Annotated in this window: 15 protein-coding genes; 9 read left to right on the plus strand and 6 right to left on the minus strand. The window is 64.0% G+C overall.

Annotation, left to right across the window (positions count from 1 at the left end):
• Window positions 1–47 precede the first annotated feature (47 nt).
• From ACWGPT_RS05090 to ACWGPT_RS05110, 5 genes are all read left to right on the plus strand, one after another.
• The gene (locus ACWGPT_RS05090; RefSeq protein ID WP_452604490.1) at window positions 48–1637 is read left to right on the plus strand and encodes an amidohydrolase; all 1590 of its coding nucleotides are present in this window, start codon (window positions 48–50) and stop codon (window positions 1635–1637) included.
• Window positions 1638–1721: 84 nt separating this feature from the next.
• A complete protein-coding gene (locus tag ACWGPT_RS05095) occupies window positions 1722–2591 on the plus strand; it encodes a branched-chain amino acid ABC transporter permease (protein WP_452604491.1) in 870 nt (289 codons plus the stop codon).
• Entirely contained in the window at window positions 2588–3568 is a 981-nt protein-coding gene (locus tag ACWGPT_RS05100; RefSeq protein WP_452604492.1) for a branched-chain amino acid ABC transporter permease, read from the plus strand. Before ACWGPT_RS05095 ends, ACWGPT_RS05100 begins: the two co-directional genes overlap by 4 nt.
• A 4-nt stretch (window positions 3569–3572) precedes the next feature.
• Window positions 3573–4319, plus strand: a complete 747-nt coding sequence (locus tag ACWGPT_RS05105) for an ABC transporter ATP-binding protein (protein ID WP_452604493.1) — start codon at window positions 3573–3575, stop codon at window positions 4317–4319.
• Entirely contained in the window at window positions 4319–5041 is a 723-nt protein-coding gene (locus ACWGPT_RS05110; protein ID WP_452604494.1) for an ABC transporter ATP-binding protein, read from the plus strand. Before ACWGPT_RS05105 ends, ACWGPT_RS05110 begins: the two co-directional genes overlap by 1 nt.
• Window positions 5042–5099: 58 nt before the next feature.
• Here the strand turns inward: ACWGPT_RS05110 and ACWGPT_RS05115 are convergent, their stop codons facing one another.
• Together ACWGPT_RS05115 and ACWGPT_RS05120 are read right to left on the minus strand one after the other, a co-directional pair.
• Window positions 5100–5555 carry a flavodoxin domain-containing protein gene (locus ACWGPT_RS05115; RefSeq protein ID WP_452604495.1) on the minus strand — a complete coding sequence of 152 codons (456 nt, stop codon included), beginning with the start codon at window positions 5553–5555 and terminating at the stop codon, window positions 5100–5102.
• A complete protein-coding gene (locus ACWGPT_RS05120; protein ID WP_452604496.1) occupies window positions 5552–6784 on the minus strand; it encodes an FAD-dependent oxidoreductase in 1233 nt (410 codons plus the stop codon). Before ACWGPT_RS05120 ends, ACWGPT_RS05115 begins: the two co-directional genes overlap by 4 nt.
• Window positions 6785–7020: 236 nt before the next feature.
• Between ACWGPT_RS05120 and ACWGPT_RS05125 the strand changes: the two genes are divergently transcribed.
• From ACWGPT_RS05125 to ACWGPT_RS05135, 3 genes are all read left to right on the plus strand, one after another.
• A complete protein-coding gene (locus ACWGPT_RS05125; RefSeq protein ID WP_452604497.1) occupies window positions 7021–7452 on the plus strand; it encodes a Rieske 2Fe-2S domain-containing protein in 432 nt (143 codons plus the stop codon).
• 63 nt (window positions 7453–7515) lie between these two features.
• On the plus strand, window positions 7516–8751 hold the full coding sequence (locus tag ACWGPT_RS05130) for an aromatic ring-hydroxylating dioxygenase subunit alpha (protein ID WP_452604498.1): 1236 nt from the start codon (window positions 7516–7518) through the stop codon (window positions 8749–8751).
• 68 nt (window positions 8752–8819) lie between these two features.
• On the plus strand, window positions 8820–9539 hold the full coding sequence (locus ACWGPT_RS05135) for a hypothetical protein (RefSeq protein WP_452604499.1): 720 nt from the start codon (window positions 8820–8822) through the stop codon (window positions 9537–9539).
• 25 nt (window positions 9540–9564) lie between these two features.
• Here ACWGPT_RS05135 and ACWGPT_RS05140 read toward each other — a convergent pair whose 3' ends face one another.
• The 3 genes from ACWGPT_RS05140 to ACWGPT_RS05150 are packed head-to-tail and all read right to left on the minus strand — an operon-like array spanning window position 9565 to window position 12191.
• Window positions 9565–9906 carry a 5-carboxymethyl-2-hydroxymuconate Delta-isomerase gene (locus ACWGPT_RS05140; protein ID WP_452604500.1) on the minus strand — a complete coding sequence of 114 codons (342 nt, stop codon included), beginning with the start codon at window positions 9904–9906 and terminating at the stop codon, window positions 9565–9567.
• Window positions 9907–9920: 14 nt separating this feature from the next.
• The gene (locus ACWGPT_RS05145) at window positions 9921–10730 is read right to left on the minus strand and encodes an arylamine N-acetyltransferase family protein (protein WP_452604501.1); all 810 of its coding nucleotides are present in this window, start codon (window positions 10728–10730) and stop codon (window positions 9921–9923) included.
• A 9-nt stretch (window positions 10731–10739) separates the two neighbouring features.
• A complete protein-coding gene (locus tag ACWGPT_RS05150; RefSeq protein WP_452604502.1) occupies window positions 10740–12191 on the minus strand; it encodes a glutamine synthetase family protein in 1452 nt (483 codons plus the stop codon).
• Between the two features lie 308 nt (window positions 12192–12499).
• Between ACWGPT_RS05150 and ACWGPT_RS05155 the strand changes: the two genes are divergently transcribed.
• A complete protein-coding gene (locus tag ACWGPT_RS05155) occupies window positions 12500–13261 on the plus strand; it encodes an IclR family transcriptional regulator domain-containing protein (RefSeq protein WP_452604503.1) in 762 nt (253 codons plus the stop codon).
• A gap of 42 nt (window positions 13262–13303) precedes the next feature.
• Here the strand turns inward: ACWGPT_RS05155 and ACWGPT_RS05160 are convergent, their stop codons facing one another.
• Window positions 13304–14731 carry an AAA family ATPase gene (locus ACWGPT_RS05160; RefSeq protein WP_452604504.1) on the minus strand — a complete coding sequence of 476 codons (1428 nt, stop codon included), beginning with the start codon at window positions 14729–14731 and terminating at the stop codon, window positions 13304–13306.
• Between the last annotated feature and the right edge of the window lie 44 nt (window positions 14732–14775).

Raw genomic sequence — 14775 nt, forward strand, 5'->3', positions numbered from 1 at the left:
CCGGGCAGGGGCAGTCGGTCCCATCAACTTTCAGGGCGGGTGTTGTCTTGAGCCAATCGACTGCGTCGACCCTTCTCCGTAATGGGCGATTTTATTCTGATGCGACTGATCGCGATCCGGCTTCGGCGCTTCTCGTGCGCGACGGCGAGATCGCCTGGATGGGGGATCTCCATGATGCCCCAGCCGCCGAGCGGGTCGTTGACCTGCAGGGGGCTAGCGTCCTGCCCGGACTGACGGACGCGCATATCCACATCTTCACCATGGCGCTCTCGCGCCTCCAGGTCGATTTCACGGCGAGCCGCCCGCAATCCGTCGCGGCGGTCCTCGACATTCTCAGGCAGGAGAATGCACGGAACCCCGGCGCCGACTGGCTGCAGGGCTGCGACCTGAACGAAGCGAGGCTCGCGGAAGGCAGGATGCCGAACCGTCGCGAACTCGACGAGGCGGTCGGCGACCGACCGGTGCTGTTGCGCCGCTACTGCGGGCATGTCGCCGTCTTCAATACGTCCGCAATGCGGCTCCTGGGGCTCGGCGAACATCAAGCCGATCCTCAATACGGCCATTTCGAGCGTTTCGACGATGGAAGCCTCAACGGGCTGGCATACGAGAGGGCGGCGGAAGCCATCTTCCGGTCGGCGCCCGTCCCTCCGGCCCATCTGATCCGCCAGGGCATCCGCGATGCGGTCGCGGACTGCACCAAGCTCGGCCTGACGTCGCTGGTGGAAGCGGCCGTCGGTTTCTCGATCGGGTACGACCGGGAAAACGAGATCTGGGAAAGCCTTCGCGATGACGATGGCCTTCCCGTCCGCTTCGGCTTCATGGCGCAGCTGGATGCTCGCGAGGCTGCGGCCCGCGGCCTAGTTCCCTCGTTCGATCGGCGCTGGAGCCGCGAGACGCTCAAGTTTTTCGCGGACGGTATCGTCGGCGGCCGGACCAGCGCCCTGTCCGAGCCATTCTGTGATCGCGGCGGTACCGGCACCTTCATGCTGTCGGAAAGTGAGATCGAGCAATCCATCATGGATGCCCATACCGCAGGCTGGCGTGTCGCCGTCCATGCGACGGGCGATCGGGCGGTCGAACTGGTCGCCGGTGCCTACGAGCGCGCCCATGCCAGTTCCCCGGTCGAACGGAGGCACCGGATCGAGCACTGTTTCTGTCCCTCGCCCGGCGTCTTCCCGCGCCTCAGGAAGATCGGGGCGATGGTCGTGACCCAGCCGAGCTTTCTCTGGCGGATGGGCGATTCCATCCGTGCCGGGCTCGGCAAACGGACGGACCATGCCTATCCGGTTCGCAGCGTGACGGATTCCGACGCCCTCCTCGCCTTGAGTTCGGACGCTCCGACGGGCCTCGTGTCCCCCTGGGACGGTGTGCGTTCCGCCATGGACCGCCTGTCGTCCGGCGGCCAGGTCCTCGGCCCGCGCGAAGCGGTCACCGCGCGGGAGGCGATCGACGGCTATATTGCAGGCGGCGCGCTCGCCATGCGCCACGAGACATTCCGGGGACGGCTTCAGCCAGGCTGCGCGGCCGACCTGACGGTCCTCGACCGCGATCCGTTCGACCTTGCGCCGGAAGAGGTTTCCAAGACACGATCGGTCCTCACCATGATGGAGGGCCGGATTGTCCATCAAGACCTCTGAGATTCACAAGATCCGCGAGATCAGCCCCTGCGCCCTGCGGTCGCCGTGCTACAGCCTGTTCCTGCACCATTCAGCGAAGAGCCCATGATCCTTTTTCTCAACATTCTTTCTGACGCATTCGTCTACGGAATGGTCCTGTTCACCATCTCCGTCGGCCTGTCCCTCGCCATGGGCCTGATGAAGATCGTCAATCTCGCGCATGGCGCCTTCGCGATGATCGGCGGCTATATCGCCTCGTTCATGACCCAGGAACAGGCGCTTCCCTACGCGCTTGCGGTCGTCGTCGCCGTCCTCGGCGCGATGCTGATCGCCGTTCCGCTCGAACGCGTTCTCTACCGGCGGATATACGGCACAAGCGAGCTGACGCAGGTGCTGATGACGATCGGGATCACCTTCGTGATAATCGGCGTCGCCAACTACATCTTCGGCCCGACCCTGAAGACCATTCCCTTGCCAGAGCCCTTGCGCCGAAACGTCGATCTCGGCTTCAGGACGATGGCCTCCCACCGCGTCTTCGTCGCATTCTGCGGCGCAGCGGTCGCGGTGGGCCTGTGGTACGTCATCGAGAGAACCGCATTCGGCGTGAAGCTGCGCGCAGCCGTGGAGAACGAGAAGATCGCCGCATCGCTCGGCATCCGCACCAGCGTGATCTTCTCCCTCAGCTTCGCCCTCGCAACCGGCCTTGCGGCCTTCGGCGGCGTGATCGGCGCGGAACTGCTGCCGATCGAGCCTTACTACGCCCTTACCTACATGGTGATGCTGCTGGTCGTGGTCTGCGTCGGCGGCGCCGGGTCCATCGGCGGCGCGCTCACCGCCTGTCTCATTCTCGGCTTCGTGGACACGCTTGCCCGCTACCTGCTGCCGTCCTACGGCGCCTTCTTCTTCTACGCCGCCGTCATCCTCATCGTTCTGGTCTTCCCGAACGGTCTCTTCGGAAGGAAGGCCAGCCAATGACCCTCGTATCGGCTGAAAGGCCCCTCGTGCCCCGCAACAATCTCCGTGACCTTCTCGGCGCGACCATCGTCCTCCTGGTCGGAGTCGGCTGCTACTTTGTCTTCCCGGACAATCTCGCGTTCCTGACGATGCTGCTGTCGACCGCGCTCCTGGTCATGTCGCTCGACCTTGTGACGGGCGTCGGCGGCGTCGCCACGCTGGGGCACGCCTTCATCTACGGCGCCGGGGCCTACGCGGCCGGTATCGCGAGCGTCAATGGCGTTTCCGATCCGCTGGTCCTCCTCCTGATCGGCGCCGCTGCCGGGACCGTCGCCGGGGTTGTCTCGGGCGCCCTCATCCTCAAGGGGCACGGCCTGTCGCAGCTCGTCATCTCCATCGCGCTGGTTCAGCTGGCTTCGGAGGGCGTCAACAAGGCGTCGTCAATCACCGGCGGCAGCGACGGCCTGTCCGGCCTCACCATCGGTCCGCTCTTCGGCGCGTTCGAGTTCGATCTCTGGGGTCGCACCGCCTTCTGGCTGGCGCTTGCCATCGTCATCGTCGTCGCCATCATCCTGCGCCGGGTCATCCGCTCACCCTTCGGCATGATCTGCCGCGGCATCCACCGGGACCGGATCCGCGTCAGGGCCATGGGCGCGACGATCTTTCTTCCGCTCCTCAAGATGTACGCGATCGCGGGCTTCGTCGCCGGCCTGGGCGGCGCGCTGCAGGCCGTCGCGACCCAGGTGGTCGGCCTGGACAGCATCAGCTTCACCACGTCCGCCGAAGCCCTGGTCATGCTGATCTTCGGGGGTACGGGCTCGGTGTTCGGCGCCCTGGTCGGCACATTCGTCTTCATGTGGTTCGAGCATGTCGTCTCGGCGGCGAGCCCGTTCCACTGGCTCATCCTCGTCGGCATCCTCCTGATCGGCGTCGTGTTGTTCGCTCCCAAGGGCCTTTACGGGCTCGTTGCGGGCCTGCTTGATCGTAGGGGTGCCTGAGATCATGGATACTTATCTCGACGTCCAGAACCTCTCGCTCTCGTTCGGCGGGCTGAAAGTCACCAACGACGTGTCGCTGACCCTCAAGACCGGAAGCAGGACCGCGCTGATCGGACCGAACGGCGCCGGAAAGACCACGCTCATCAACCTCATCGCCGGCTCCTACCGGCCGCATGCGGGTCAAATCCACCTTATGGGACAGGACGTGACTTCGCTGAGCGATACCGAGCGGGTTCGGCTCGGGTTGATCCGCAGCTTCCAGATCACCCGTCTCTTCCCAGACATGTCGGTCCTGGACCACGTCGCGCTTGCAGTCCTTCAGCGCGACGGGAAGACTTCCGGGATGTTCCGGTCGTATCACGGCATGCCCGACGTCGTCGCCGAAGCGATGCAGACGCTCGAGAAGCTTCGGCTGGGCTCGCTTGCCAATCACCAGGTCGCACTGATCGCCTACGGGCAGCAGCGCCTCCTCGAAATCGCGATCGCTCTGGTTCTGAAGCCGAAAGTGCTTCTGCTCGACGAGCCGGGCGCCGGCATTCCCAGCAGCGACATGGACCGTGTGGTCGCCACGCTCGACGAACTGCCGCCGGATCTCGCCGTCCTCCTCATCGACCACGACATGGACCTGATCCGCAAGTTCGCGCGCGACGTCATCGTCCTCAGTGCGGGTACCGTGATCTTCAGGGGAACGCCCGACAAGCTTGCGGTGGATGAAAACGTGCGCAAAGCATATCTCGGAGATGAAATCTGATGCCGGCGGCAAACCTTGAAGTGGCAGGTCTAAACGCAGGCTACGGCCGCACGGTCATCCTCGAGGAGGTCGCGTTCTCGGTACCGGCCGGCCAGAGGCTTTCGATCATCGGCCGCAACGGCATGGGCAAGACGACGCTTCTCGCCACGCTGATGGGCCTGACCACCCATCACGGCGGGACGATCGAGATCGGCGGGACGCGCGTCGACGCGTCCTCTCCCGCCAGCAGGGCGCTTTCAGGCTTCGGGTACGTTCCGCAGACGCGCGATATCTTCCGGACGCTGACGGTGGAGGAAAACCTCCTCAGCGGGCTCAAGGGTCGCCATCGCTCCGAGATCGAGGAAGCCTACACGCTGTTTCCGCGTCTCAAGGAGCGCCGGACAAATCTCGGATGGCAGCTGTCCGGGGGCGAGCAGCAGATGCTTTCGACCGCGAGAGCGCTTCTCGGCCAGCCGACCATCCTCTTGCTCGACGAGCCGCTGGAGGGCCTTGCGCCGGTCATCTGTCAGGAACTGATGGCGACACTCTCGGAGCTTGCGGCAACCGGCCGGATGACCATCCTGCTGGTGGAGCAGCACATCAAGAATGCGCTCTCCTTCGGAGACGTGGTGATGATCATGGAGCGGGGCCGCATCGTCTGGACGGGTCCTTCGGCGAGCCTTGCCGACAATCCCGAGCTGATCGACAAGTACCTGGGCGTATCCGCGCTCCACATGGGCTGACAAGCCCTGCCCGGAAAAAATAATAGGCGCTGTCGCTTTCGGCAGCGCCCCTTTCGCATCAGACGTTTTCCGTCATCTCCTGGATGATGGTCTCGACCCAAGGAAGTGCTACCTCTTCGGCCATGTCGCCCCCCGAAGCGTCGTGGGTGAGCCGCGGCCCGACCTGAACGGCTCCGCACGCCACCAGCTTTTCCGCAATCTTCTTCGAGCCGAAGGCGAACGTATCGGCATACTCGCTGTCTCCGAGGCCGAAGACGGCGAAGCGTACATTCGTCAAATCGAAGGCGCCGGCCTCCAGCTTGGCCACGAAAGGCTGCGCGGACGCCGGCAGCTCGCCGTCCCCGTAGGTCGAGCAGACGATGATGACGAACTCCTCGCCCGTGAGCGAGGCGGGCTCGGTTTCCGCGAGATCGGCGCAGGCCACCTCATGATCCGCCTCGAGCGCGGACTGAATGTCGTCGGCAAGCATTTCCGCATTGCCGGTCTGGGTACCGTATAGGATCGAGATTTTCATATGGAATGCTCCTGATCCGTCGCGACGCGCAACAGATCCTCAGTGGTCGATAGCTTCCGGCGGCATCTGCCGGGCGGTGCGGAACTCAATTCGATCTCGTCGATACGCTGCCATCCGGCAAAATCCACGACGCCGGGCAGGCGCTCCAGGATTGCCCGGCCCGGACGGTCCGACGCCGGCTCTGTTTCAGCCAGGATCGTGGAAGCCAGCAGCTGTCCCTCTTCCCGGCTTTCGGGGATCGTTCCCCGCGGGCCGCGGCGAAACCAGCCTGCCGCATAGAGGCCCGGCGCGAGCCTTCCCGTCTCGCTCACGCCTTCGGTCATCCAGCGGTCGCGATCGAGATCGCCGCTCGCCCGGAACCCGATCGCCGCAACGATGCTGGATGCGGATATGACCTCCTCGACGCCGGAGGAATCGCGGACGCGCAGGCCGGTCACGCTTTCCTCTCCCTCTACGGCGACGGGTTGGAGGGCGAAGCGGAATCGGATGGCCGTGCGGGCTTGCGACGGCTTGTGGATCTCGGCCAGAGCCTCCAGCCGCTTCGCCTGCTCGGCGTCCTCCGCCTGGTCGGCACCGATCACTTCGATCGAGACGTTCCTGAGCTTGGCGAGTTCGCGGATCATGACCGGATCGAACTTCGCCTGGGAGGCAGGCGAGCGACCGAGGATGGTGATGCTCTCGAACGAATTGCGTCCCAGCCAGTCGGAAGGAAGCGGTCCGAGGTCGGTGCCTTCCAGTTCGTCCGGCGATTTCGCAAGCAGACGGAGCAGGTCGATGGCGACATTGCCGTTGCCGACGATCACGGGATTGGGCCCGAGATCCGGCAGCGTCTTTGCTTCCGGATGCTCATGCAGCGCCCGGGTCAGGCAGGATGCTCCATATATGCCGGGCAGATCGTCGCCCGGAATGCCCAGCCGGCGGTCGAGCGAAAGCCCCGCGGCCAGGACCACGACGTCGAACGCCTGGCGCAGCGCATCGAGGGAGATATCGCGTCCGACGTGGACATTGCCGAAGAACCGCGCGCCCTGCCGTTCGAATATACGGGAGAACTGGCGTGTGACGGCTTTCGTGCCCTGATGATCGGCGGCCACGCCGTAGCGAACGAGGCCATACGGCACGGGCAGCGCGTCGATGACATTGACCTGGAGACCGCTATCCAGTTTCAGCAGCGCCTGGGCGAGATAGCAGCCGGATGGGCCCGATCCCACGATGGCGATCTTTGCCGACATTATAAGAGCTCCCATGTTCCGCCGCCGCCACGAGCTTCGCCTTCCGGAGGGGCGCAGTGCATTCGAGCATTCGGGAAGCAAGCCATGATTCCAGAACGAGCATCGTCAGCCGTCGACGTTGACTTACCGAAAAAACAACGTATCTTCGATAAACGATAGAAAACTCGAATATCGCACAAAATGAGCTTTTGCAAGACACGGATCGCGGAAGGCCGGTGCGGACAATGGGGATGCATGTGACTGAACTCGAGGACACTCCGGGCGCACAACGGCAGGAGGCGGCACTGCCGCAAACCTGGGTCAAGGCAGCGGACAGCGCTGACCTTGCCGGGCCGCGTCCGGTTATTCCGGTGACGCTGTTCGGCCAGCGCCTGGTTCTCTTTCGCGACGATGAGGGCGAGCTCGGCCTGATCGGCCGGCACTGCCCCCACCGGGGCGCCGACCTCTGCTTCGGCCGGCGCGAGGACAACGGATTGCGCTGTCCCTTCCATGGCTGGCATTTCGACCGCACGGGCCAGTGCGTGGAGCAGCCGGCAGAACCGGAAGATTCCACCATGTACAAGACGATCAAGCTGCCGAGTTATCCCGTCGTGGAAAAGGACGGCGCCATCTTTGCCTATATGGGCGAAGGCGAGCCTCCGGCCGTCGATGGCGGGGCGCAGATCTAGACGTCCGCGACGGATGGCCGGTCGCCGGCCATCGATCTACTGATATGAAGAGAGGAACGCGTCATGATTAGCGAAAAGCTGAACAGCCAGATCACCCGTATCGGCCCCGGCTCGCCGGCTGGTGCGGTGCTGCGCCGCTACTGGCAACCCGCAGCTCTCACCGACGAGGTTAAGGGCAACAACCATCCGCTCCTGCCCGTCAACCTGCTGGGCGAGCGCCTGGTCCTGATGCGTGACGAAGCCTCGGGCGAACTCGTGCTGACGCAACGCGTGGCATCCGCAGACGAGCCGCCGGCGCATTTTCCCGATCCGGGTTCTATCGAGACGGTCGAGGGCGCGGCCCGCTACCCGGTGGTGGAGAAGAACGGCATCTTCTTTACCTATATGGGTCCGGGCGAGCCGCCGGAATTTCCGAACCTCGACTGCTTTCGGGCACCGGACAGCCATGTCTTCGCGTTCAAGGGGCTCTGGGAGTGCAACTGGCTGCAGGCCCTGGAAGTCGGGATCGATCCGGCGCACGCCTCCTTCCTTCACCGCTTCCTGCAAGACGAAGATCCTTCCGACAGCTACGGCAAGCAGTTCCGCGACAAGGCGGCCCATACCGACATGCCGATGACCCAGATCCTGCGGGAGTATCCCCGCCCGGATATCGAGGTCGAGGAAACGGATTTCGGCCTCAAGATCACCGCCCTGCGGCACATGGAAAACAACCTGACTCATGTGCGGGTGACGAACCAGATCTTCCCGCAGGCGATCTGCATTCCGATGTCGCGCGAGATGATCATCACGCAGTGGCACGTGCCGATCGATGATGAGAACTGCTACTGGTACACGCTGTTCACGAGCTTCGCCAAACCGGTCGACAAAGAGATCATGCGCGACCAGCGCCTGAAGGAGCACAGGCTTCCCGATTACGCGCCGCTGAAGAACAGGTCGAACAACTACCACTACAATCCGGAGGAGCAGAGCACGCTGACCTATACCGGCATGGGCCTGGACATCAACGTCCACGACCAGTGGGCCGTCGAAGGTTTGGGGCCGATCCAGGATCGCACGCGCGAGCACCTCGGCCGCGGCGACGCCGCCATCGTCCGCTACCGTCTGCTTCTTCGCAAGGCGATCAAGGCGGTGGAGACCGACAAGACGGAATCACTGCTGATGCAGAGGGGGCCCGACGTGGCGCGCATCATCGGCCCGCTTTCCAATGACGCCATCGCGGTGACCGATGACTGGCAGGCGGCAAGCTGGCAGGCTGACATGCAACGGCGGGCGGAATGCCCCTGGGATGCATCCGTCTGAGCAAGCCGACGCGGCAGGAATTGGACGGGCGCGGCCCTGCCGCGTCCGCAGGCATGAAGGGCGACGCAATGGCTTCCGCACTACTGACCAAACACGACCTCCTCGAGGGACGGGGCCGGGCGTTCGAGGACATCCTGGACGGCTATTTTCCGCTTGAGGAATCGGTCCGGCAAATGATGGAGCGCCAGGGCTTCTCGCGCGCGTGGCTGCAACTCCTTCATGCGCCGACCATGGACCTGCCGGGCCTCGCCCCCACCGATCCCGTACCCCTGTCGCTGCGCAAGGTCTATGCCGGGATGATCGACTACATGGCGATCGAGGCGGTCCAGGCAGATGGCGCTCCGCGCCTGAACGGCTGCGGCGACTGGTTCTGGATCGACCCGTCCAACCGGAGCGCGAACCTTTCGCCCTCCGTGAGGCTCGGGGAGCCGGCATTCGTGCGCGGCGTGGGCATTTCCCGTGACCCGGGCGAGGAGACGCCCTTCGACGTCCGCCTCGCCATGGTTCAGGCGGAGAAGGATATCTCCGTCCTCGCCGGCGTGGCCAAGGACCTCGGCTGGGCGACGTCCTGGCTCTGGAGCATGGAAAACGGCGAGGCTGCGATCCGCCCGATGCAGTCAGCGAACGGCACTCCTCCGGTCGGCGTGTCGTTGGGGGTCGGGGAAGAGCCTGGTCTGGTGAGCAATAGCGCAAGGACCCCGATGAGCTACCTGTTGATCGACGCCACGCCGGGAACGGCATCACCCGAAGCGCTCGACATCCTGACGCGGATCAAGCCCTCCATTTGAGGATGGCTTGCCGCCGAAGCGCGCGTTAGACCAGCGATTTCTTGTAGCAATCCGGGTCCATGTCCCTGATATCCACGCTGATGCTCTGCACGGCGGGAAAGCGTTGCCGGAAGCCGTCCCGCAGCTTTTCGGCAAGCGCGAGTTTCTGCGCGGCGGTCCGCCCCTGAAGCATGGAAAGCGTGAGATGGAGAAACGACGTCCGGCCATCGCCGAACAGGATGGCCGCGACCGGCACGGCACGAACCTTTATGTCTTCGTGATTCATGATCCCGCTTTGGCTGCAGACCGCGAGCGCCAGTTCCATCGCTTCGGTCTGCTGCTCATCGGAGGCCAGGGCGCCATAGTGTTCGATTACGCAGTGGGGCATCGTTTCCTGCCTTTTCAGCCCGGACGGGTCGTCGGGGCATGTTCGATGATCGCCCAGAGAGCCGAAATGTCCTCCGGCGAAAGCTCGATGCCGAAATGCTCGACGAGTACGCTCCGAAGCTCGTCCGGACCTTCCAGCAACCTTGCCTCTCCCGCGCCCTGGAACCGGCGGTTGAAGAGCGTGGTCCGTGATCCACCGCCATGCCGCGACATCATGAGATGGCGGGTGAAGGGCGAGTTGGGCCAGGTGGCCGCCAGATGGTTGGCGGCATCCAGATCGATCGCCCGGACCGGATCGTCATCGAACCCGTAGAGCGCAAACCACCCGTCCGCCTGTTGGCGCTCCAGCACGGTTTCTCCGGCGGCTTCGTCGAAGCGTGTGCGGTAGGTCCCGTTGGCGAACGCCTGCGGCCCTTCGTCGTCGAGGTCGATGGGTGCGATCGGTCCCGGCCCGCCAAAGCCGGTATCGAACAACCATCTGCGGCCCGCTTCCTCCACGACGAACGCCTGGTGCATGCGGGCGCCTCCCTGCGGATTACCGTTCCTCACACGCGCGAGGATCGTGCGGGCCTGGAAACCGAATTCCTCGAGGGCTGCACCCGCCAGGGCATTGAGCTCGAAACAGTAGCCGCCGCGCCCACTGGCGACAGTCTTCCGTTCGACGTCCGTCGGCTCGATGGAGGGAATGCGTCCGAGAAGAGGGTCGATGTTTTCGAACGGAATGGCCTTCATCTGCATCGACTGCAACAGTTGCAGCCCCTCGATGCCGGCCGGGATCCGGTCGAGGCCGATCCGCCGAAGATAGGCTTGCGTGAAATCCGGCATTTCCCCTCCCTAGAATACCGAGAAATACTCGGCCTGTTCCCATTCCGAGACGGTCATCATGTACCGCTTCCACTCAGCCCGCTTGAGGTGGGAGATGTAGTTAACGAACTCCTCTCCGAGTTCGGCGCGATAGAGGGTCGAGGCCTCGAACTCCTCCACGGCCGCGATCAGGCTCTTCGGAAGCTCGGTGGCGTCACTGGCATAGGGTGTCTCGACCGGCGGCGGTGGAACTAGCCTTCCGCGAATACCCGCGAGGCCGGACAGGATCTGCGACGCGAAGAAATAGTAGGGATTGGCGGCCGTTTCCGCCACGCGGTTCTCGACACGACTTGCGCCGTCGCCCGCACGCATCAGCGACCGGATCATGGCGCCGCGATTATCCTGACCCCACTGGATGCGGTCCGGCGCGAGCTGGAACGGTTGATAGCGCTTGTAGCCGTTGATCGTCGGCGTGGTGAGGATGCAGCTCTCCCGCGCGTGGGCGAGCAGGCCCGCGATCCACTGCCCGGCAATCTCCGTCGTGCAGTCGGTCCCTTTGGGCATGAACAGGTTGTCCCCGCTGCCCTTGCGCACGATGGACTGATGGAGATGCCAGCCGCTCGCCACGACATTGTCGAGCTTCGGGCGACACATGAAGGTGGCGTGCAGCCCCTTGCGGGCGCAGACCTCCTTCACCATGGTGCGAAACATCACCATGTTGTCCGCATGGGTGAGCGGGTCGGCCGGATCGAAGGTGAATTCAAACTGGCTCGGACCCATTTCGACTTCGGTGGAACGGACCGGAAGCTTCAGCGCCTGCGCGTTTCGCCGCAATTCGTCCATGATCCATTCAAGACGATCGTAACGGACTTCGCTCAGGAACTGATAACCTTGCTCCAGCGGACGGGTGACGGGTGGCTGTCCCGGCATCGTGGCGGAGGCATGCTCCACCTTCGCATCCACGAGCTCGAAGACGTGGAACTCGACCTCGAGGCCGACGACCAGTTCGAGGTCGAGCGCATCAAGTCCGCCAAGCGCGCGCTTCAGGACAGTCCGGGGCGCAAACCCGATCGCGTTGCCGGCCTTCCCGTAGGTATCGCACAGAAGCCAGGCGGAGTGCGGCGCCCAGGGGAGAATGCGGAACGTATCCGGATCGGGACAGAGGAGGATGTCGCCAGCGCCGCCCATGGGGACCCATGCTCCGCTCGCTTCTCCATCCCATACGCTGAAGACCGTCCGGTTGGACGTATCCTTCAGGAGCACCGTCGAGGGAGCCGCCATCCCGCTTGCAAAGATCGACGGAAGTGCGGAGGCCACGATCGTCTTGCCGCGCAGCACCCCGTGCTGGTCCGGAAACAGCACCCGCACCGTTTCCACTCCGTCGCCTTCAAGCCTGCCGATCAATTCGACGGCCTTTTCGATGGCGGCATCGGACAGGAGACCGAGTTGCGCCAGCGCCCCATCGCCAATTTTCTGCTTCACACTCCGTCCCATCGACGCCCCTTGATCCTCGTCATATTCCCTCTCCGCCCGGTCTCCAGGCGACCTCGTTCCATGACGTCGCCACCCAACCGGCGCCCGCCAAAGCCCGGTCAATTTACACGCTTGCGCTCACGAGGCCAGCGGAAAACAGGCGGAATACGCCTGTTCCGTCGTTTATCGCGCAAAACGGGTAGCAACAATGTTTCCTGTCGAAAGTTTATCATCGCTGCGATATCATTGGAGTTGTCGTGGTGCGGCAGGCTGCCTAAAACCTAGTCATTTGACTGAAATCATACGAGTGATCATTGATGGAATCCGATCGCGACATCTCCCTGACCTTCCTGAAGGGGATGTCGGTTCTCCGGGCGTTTGACGAAGATCAGCCGCAGATGTCGATTGCTGACATTGCGCGGGCCACAGACCTCGATCCCGCAACCGCGCGCCGCCTCGTCCTGACGCTGGTGCGCCTGGGCTACGTGCGCAAAAACAACCGGACGTTTTCGCTGACGCCGCGGGTCCTGATCCTCGCCAGCGGGTTCCTGCGCGGCAACCAGTTCGGCAAGCTCATCCAGCCCCTCCTCAACGATTGCGCGAGCGAGACGGGCCTTGCCGTATCGCTCTACATGGCCGACGAAACGAGCGTGCTGCTCGTCGCGCAGTCGACCCTGCGCACCACATCCATAACCTACGGCTTCACCATCGGCAGTCGCCTTCCGCTGATGCACACGGCGGCCGGGCGCGTGCTTCTTGCCTATGGCGAGGACGCGTGGTCGGCAGCCAATCTTGCCGACGCGCCGATCCAGCCCCTGACCGCCGAAAGCCTCACCGACCGCGACGCGATCGCCGCCGAAGTCGAGGCTGTCGGGCGCAAGGGGTTTGCGATCGTCCGCAACGAGTTCGAGAATGAAGTCACGGGAATTGCCGTCCCGATCGGACTGAAGGGCGAGGTTCGCGCGGCACTTGGCGTCTCGGAGCTTTCCAGCACGCTGGCGGACGAAGCCCGCGCCGCCCAGGTCGTCAACTTCCTGCGGAGAACGGCCAGCGAACTGACCCGGGCGAAGCTTTTCTAGTCCGGACGGCCGATGCGGGCGCCTTCGCACCGAGGCTATCCATCACTGACACGAGAACGAATCACGCCTCGCAGCAGCTGTCGGCGTCCCCGTCGATTGGCCTGCGGGTACGTTGGTCGCCCAGTCCGACAATCCGCCGATTGACGCGACTGGACAGAATTGCGAGGTCGCCGAGGTCGCGCGGACGTCGTCGAGCGTCACCCTGTTGCCCCCGTCGCGCGACAGCGCGCGTTGAGCAAGCCGCCGGACCATCTCCTTCACATAGGCTGCGCTGCCGCCATCCGAGCATTGGACCGCCTCGTCCACCGCACCGTCCGCAAAGGACAGCGCCTGTCCGTAAAGCGCAATCAGACGCCGGCGGCATTCCTCGTCGGGCAGCGGTATCTCGATCGCCTCGTCGACGCGGCCGGGGCGCGAGGCCAGTGCCTCCTCGATATCCTCGGGCCGGTTGGTGGTCAGGATGAAGAGGATGTCGGCGTCTGGCGTGAGCCCGTCCATCTCGTTCAGGAGGCGATTCAGCAGACTTTCGGTCTTCTGGCTATTGATCTCCTCGCGCGCTCGCGCAACGAGATCGACGTCCTCCAGGACGACGATGCTCGGCTGGAGCGTGCGGGCAAGGGCGATGTACTGGCCGATCGAGGGCATCTGCTCGGCCGTCGCCAGTATCGTGCTGCAGCCTCCTAGGTTGGCGGAGATATAGCGGATCACGTGCGTCTTGCCGGTGCCGGGCGGGCCATAAAGCAGGATGCCCTTGCGCGTCGACTGGCCGAGCCGTCTCAGCCCCTCGCGATGGCTGTCGAACTCGAAGACATGCGCGTCGAGCCGCCTCATCGTGGCATCGGACAGGATCACGTCCTCGCGCGAAACAGCGGGAAGGTCGTGGACCTTCATCGTGCTGTGCATGCCGTCATAACCGGCACTCGGCTCGAAGGAGAGGATTTTACCGCGATAGAAGCGCGACGCCTCGCCCGCGGACTGGATCTTCTGCAGGAACGCCCGAGCGAAGGCGCTGGCGTGATCGCCGGGCAGGTAGCCGATCTCGACCTGGACCACGCGGCCCCCGCGGGGCTCCATGAACTGGGACAGGAGGATTGCCAGCGGCCTGCCCTCGATCCTGGCGAGCCAGAGCCCGCTATGGAGCGAGGAAAAGGTTTCGTCCCGCCCGACATCAATGTCCTGATACTGGAGCGGCGTCAGCGCCACCACGTGCTGGCCTTCGCTGATCACCAGATCGGAAAGCTTCGGGGCGTAGAATTCGTGGTGCTGGTGAACACCGAGAAGCCGCGGAGACAGCGGCGCGAGCTGCTCTTCGATGACGCATTGCAGGTCAGGCAGGAGATGCGGGGCGAAGCGGCGGCGCGACGAGGACAGATCGGTGAGATCGTCCTGCCCGAAATGATGAGCAAGCGCCTGCCAGGCTGTGTTTAGGCGTGGAATATTGACCCCTCTGGCGGGGTGACCGGCGTCCAATTTTGACCCCCCACCTGTTTCGTCTGACCATCCGCCTTTTGCTG

The sequence above is a fragment of the Pseudorhizobium sp. NPDC055634 genome (genome assembly GCF_053618655.1).

Bases quoted from the DNA above. Each gene is read 5' to 3' on its own strand.
- ACWGPT_RS05140 (WP_452604500.1), bottom strand. From the start codon at position 9,906: ATGCCCCACTGCGTAATCGAACACTATGGCGCCCTGGCCTCCGATGAG.
- ACWGPT_RS05120 (WP_452604496.1), bottom strand. From the start codon at position 6,784: ATGTCGGCAAAGATCGCCATCGTGGGATCGGGCCCATCCGGCTGCTAT.
- ACWGPT_RS05110 (WP_452604494.1), top strand. From the start codon at position 4,319: ATGCCGGCGGCAAACCTTGAAGTGGCAGGTCTAAACGCAGGCTACGGC.
- ACWGPT_RS05135 (WP_452604499.1), top strand. From the start codon at position 8,820: ATGGCTTCCGCACTACTGACCAAACACGACCTCCTCGAGGGACGGGGC.
- ACWGPT_RS05145 (WP_452604501.1), bottom strand. From the start codon at position 10,730: ATGCCGGATTTCACGCAAGCCTATCTTCGGCGGATCGGCCTCGACCGG.
- ACWGPT_RS05095 (WP_452604491.1), top strand. From the start codon at position 1,722: ATGATCCTTTTTCTCAACATTCTTTCTGACGCATTCGTCTACGGAATG.
- ACWGPT_RS05115 (WP_452604495.1), bottom strand. From the start codon at position 5,555: ATGAAAATCTCGATCCTATACGGTACCCAGACCGGCAATGCGGAAATG.
- ACWGPT_RS05130 (WP_452604498.1), top strand. From the start codon at position 7,516: ATGATTAGCGAAAAGCTGAACAGCCAGATCACCCGTATCGGCCCCGGC.
- ACWGPT_RS05100 (WP_452604492.1), top strand. From the start codon at position 2,588: ATGACCCTCGTATCGGCTGAAAGGCCCCTCGTGCCCCGCAACAATCTC.
- ACWGPT_RS05105 (WP_452604493.1), top strand. From the start codon at position 3,573: ATGGATACTTATCTCGACGTCCAGAACCTCTCGCTCTCGTTCGGCGGG.
- ACWGPT_RS05155 (WP_452604503.1), top strand. From the start codon at position 12,500: ATGGAATCCGATCGCGACATCTCCCTGACCTTCCTGAAGGGGATGTCG.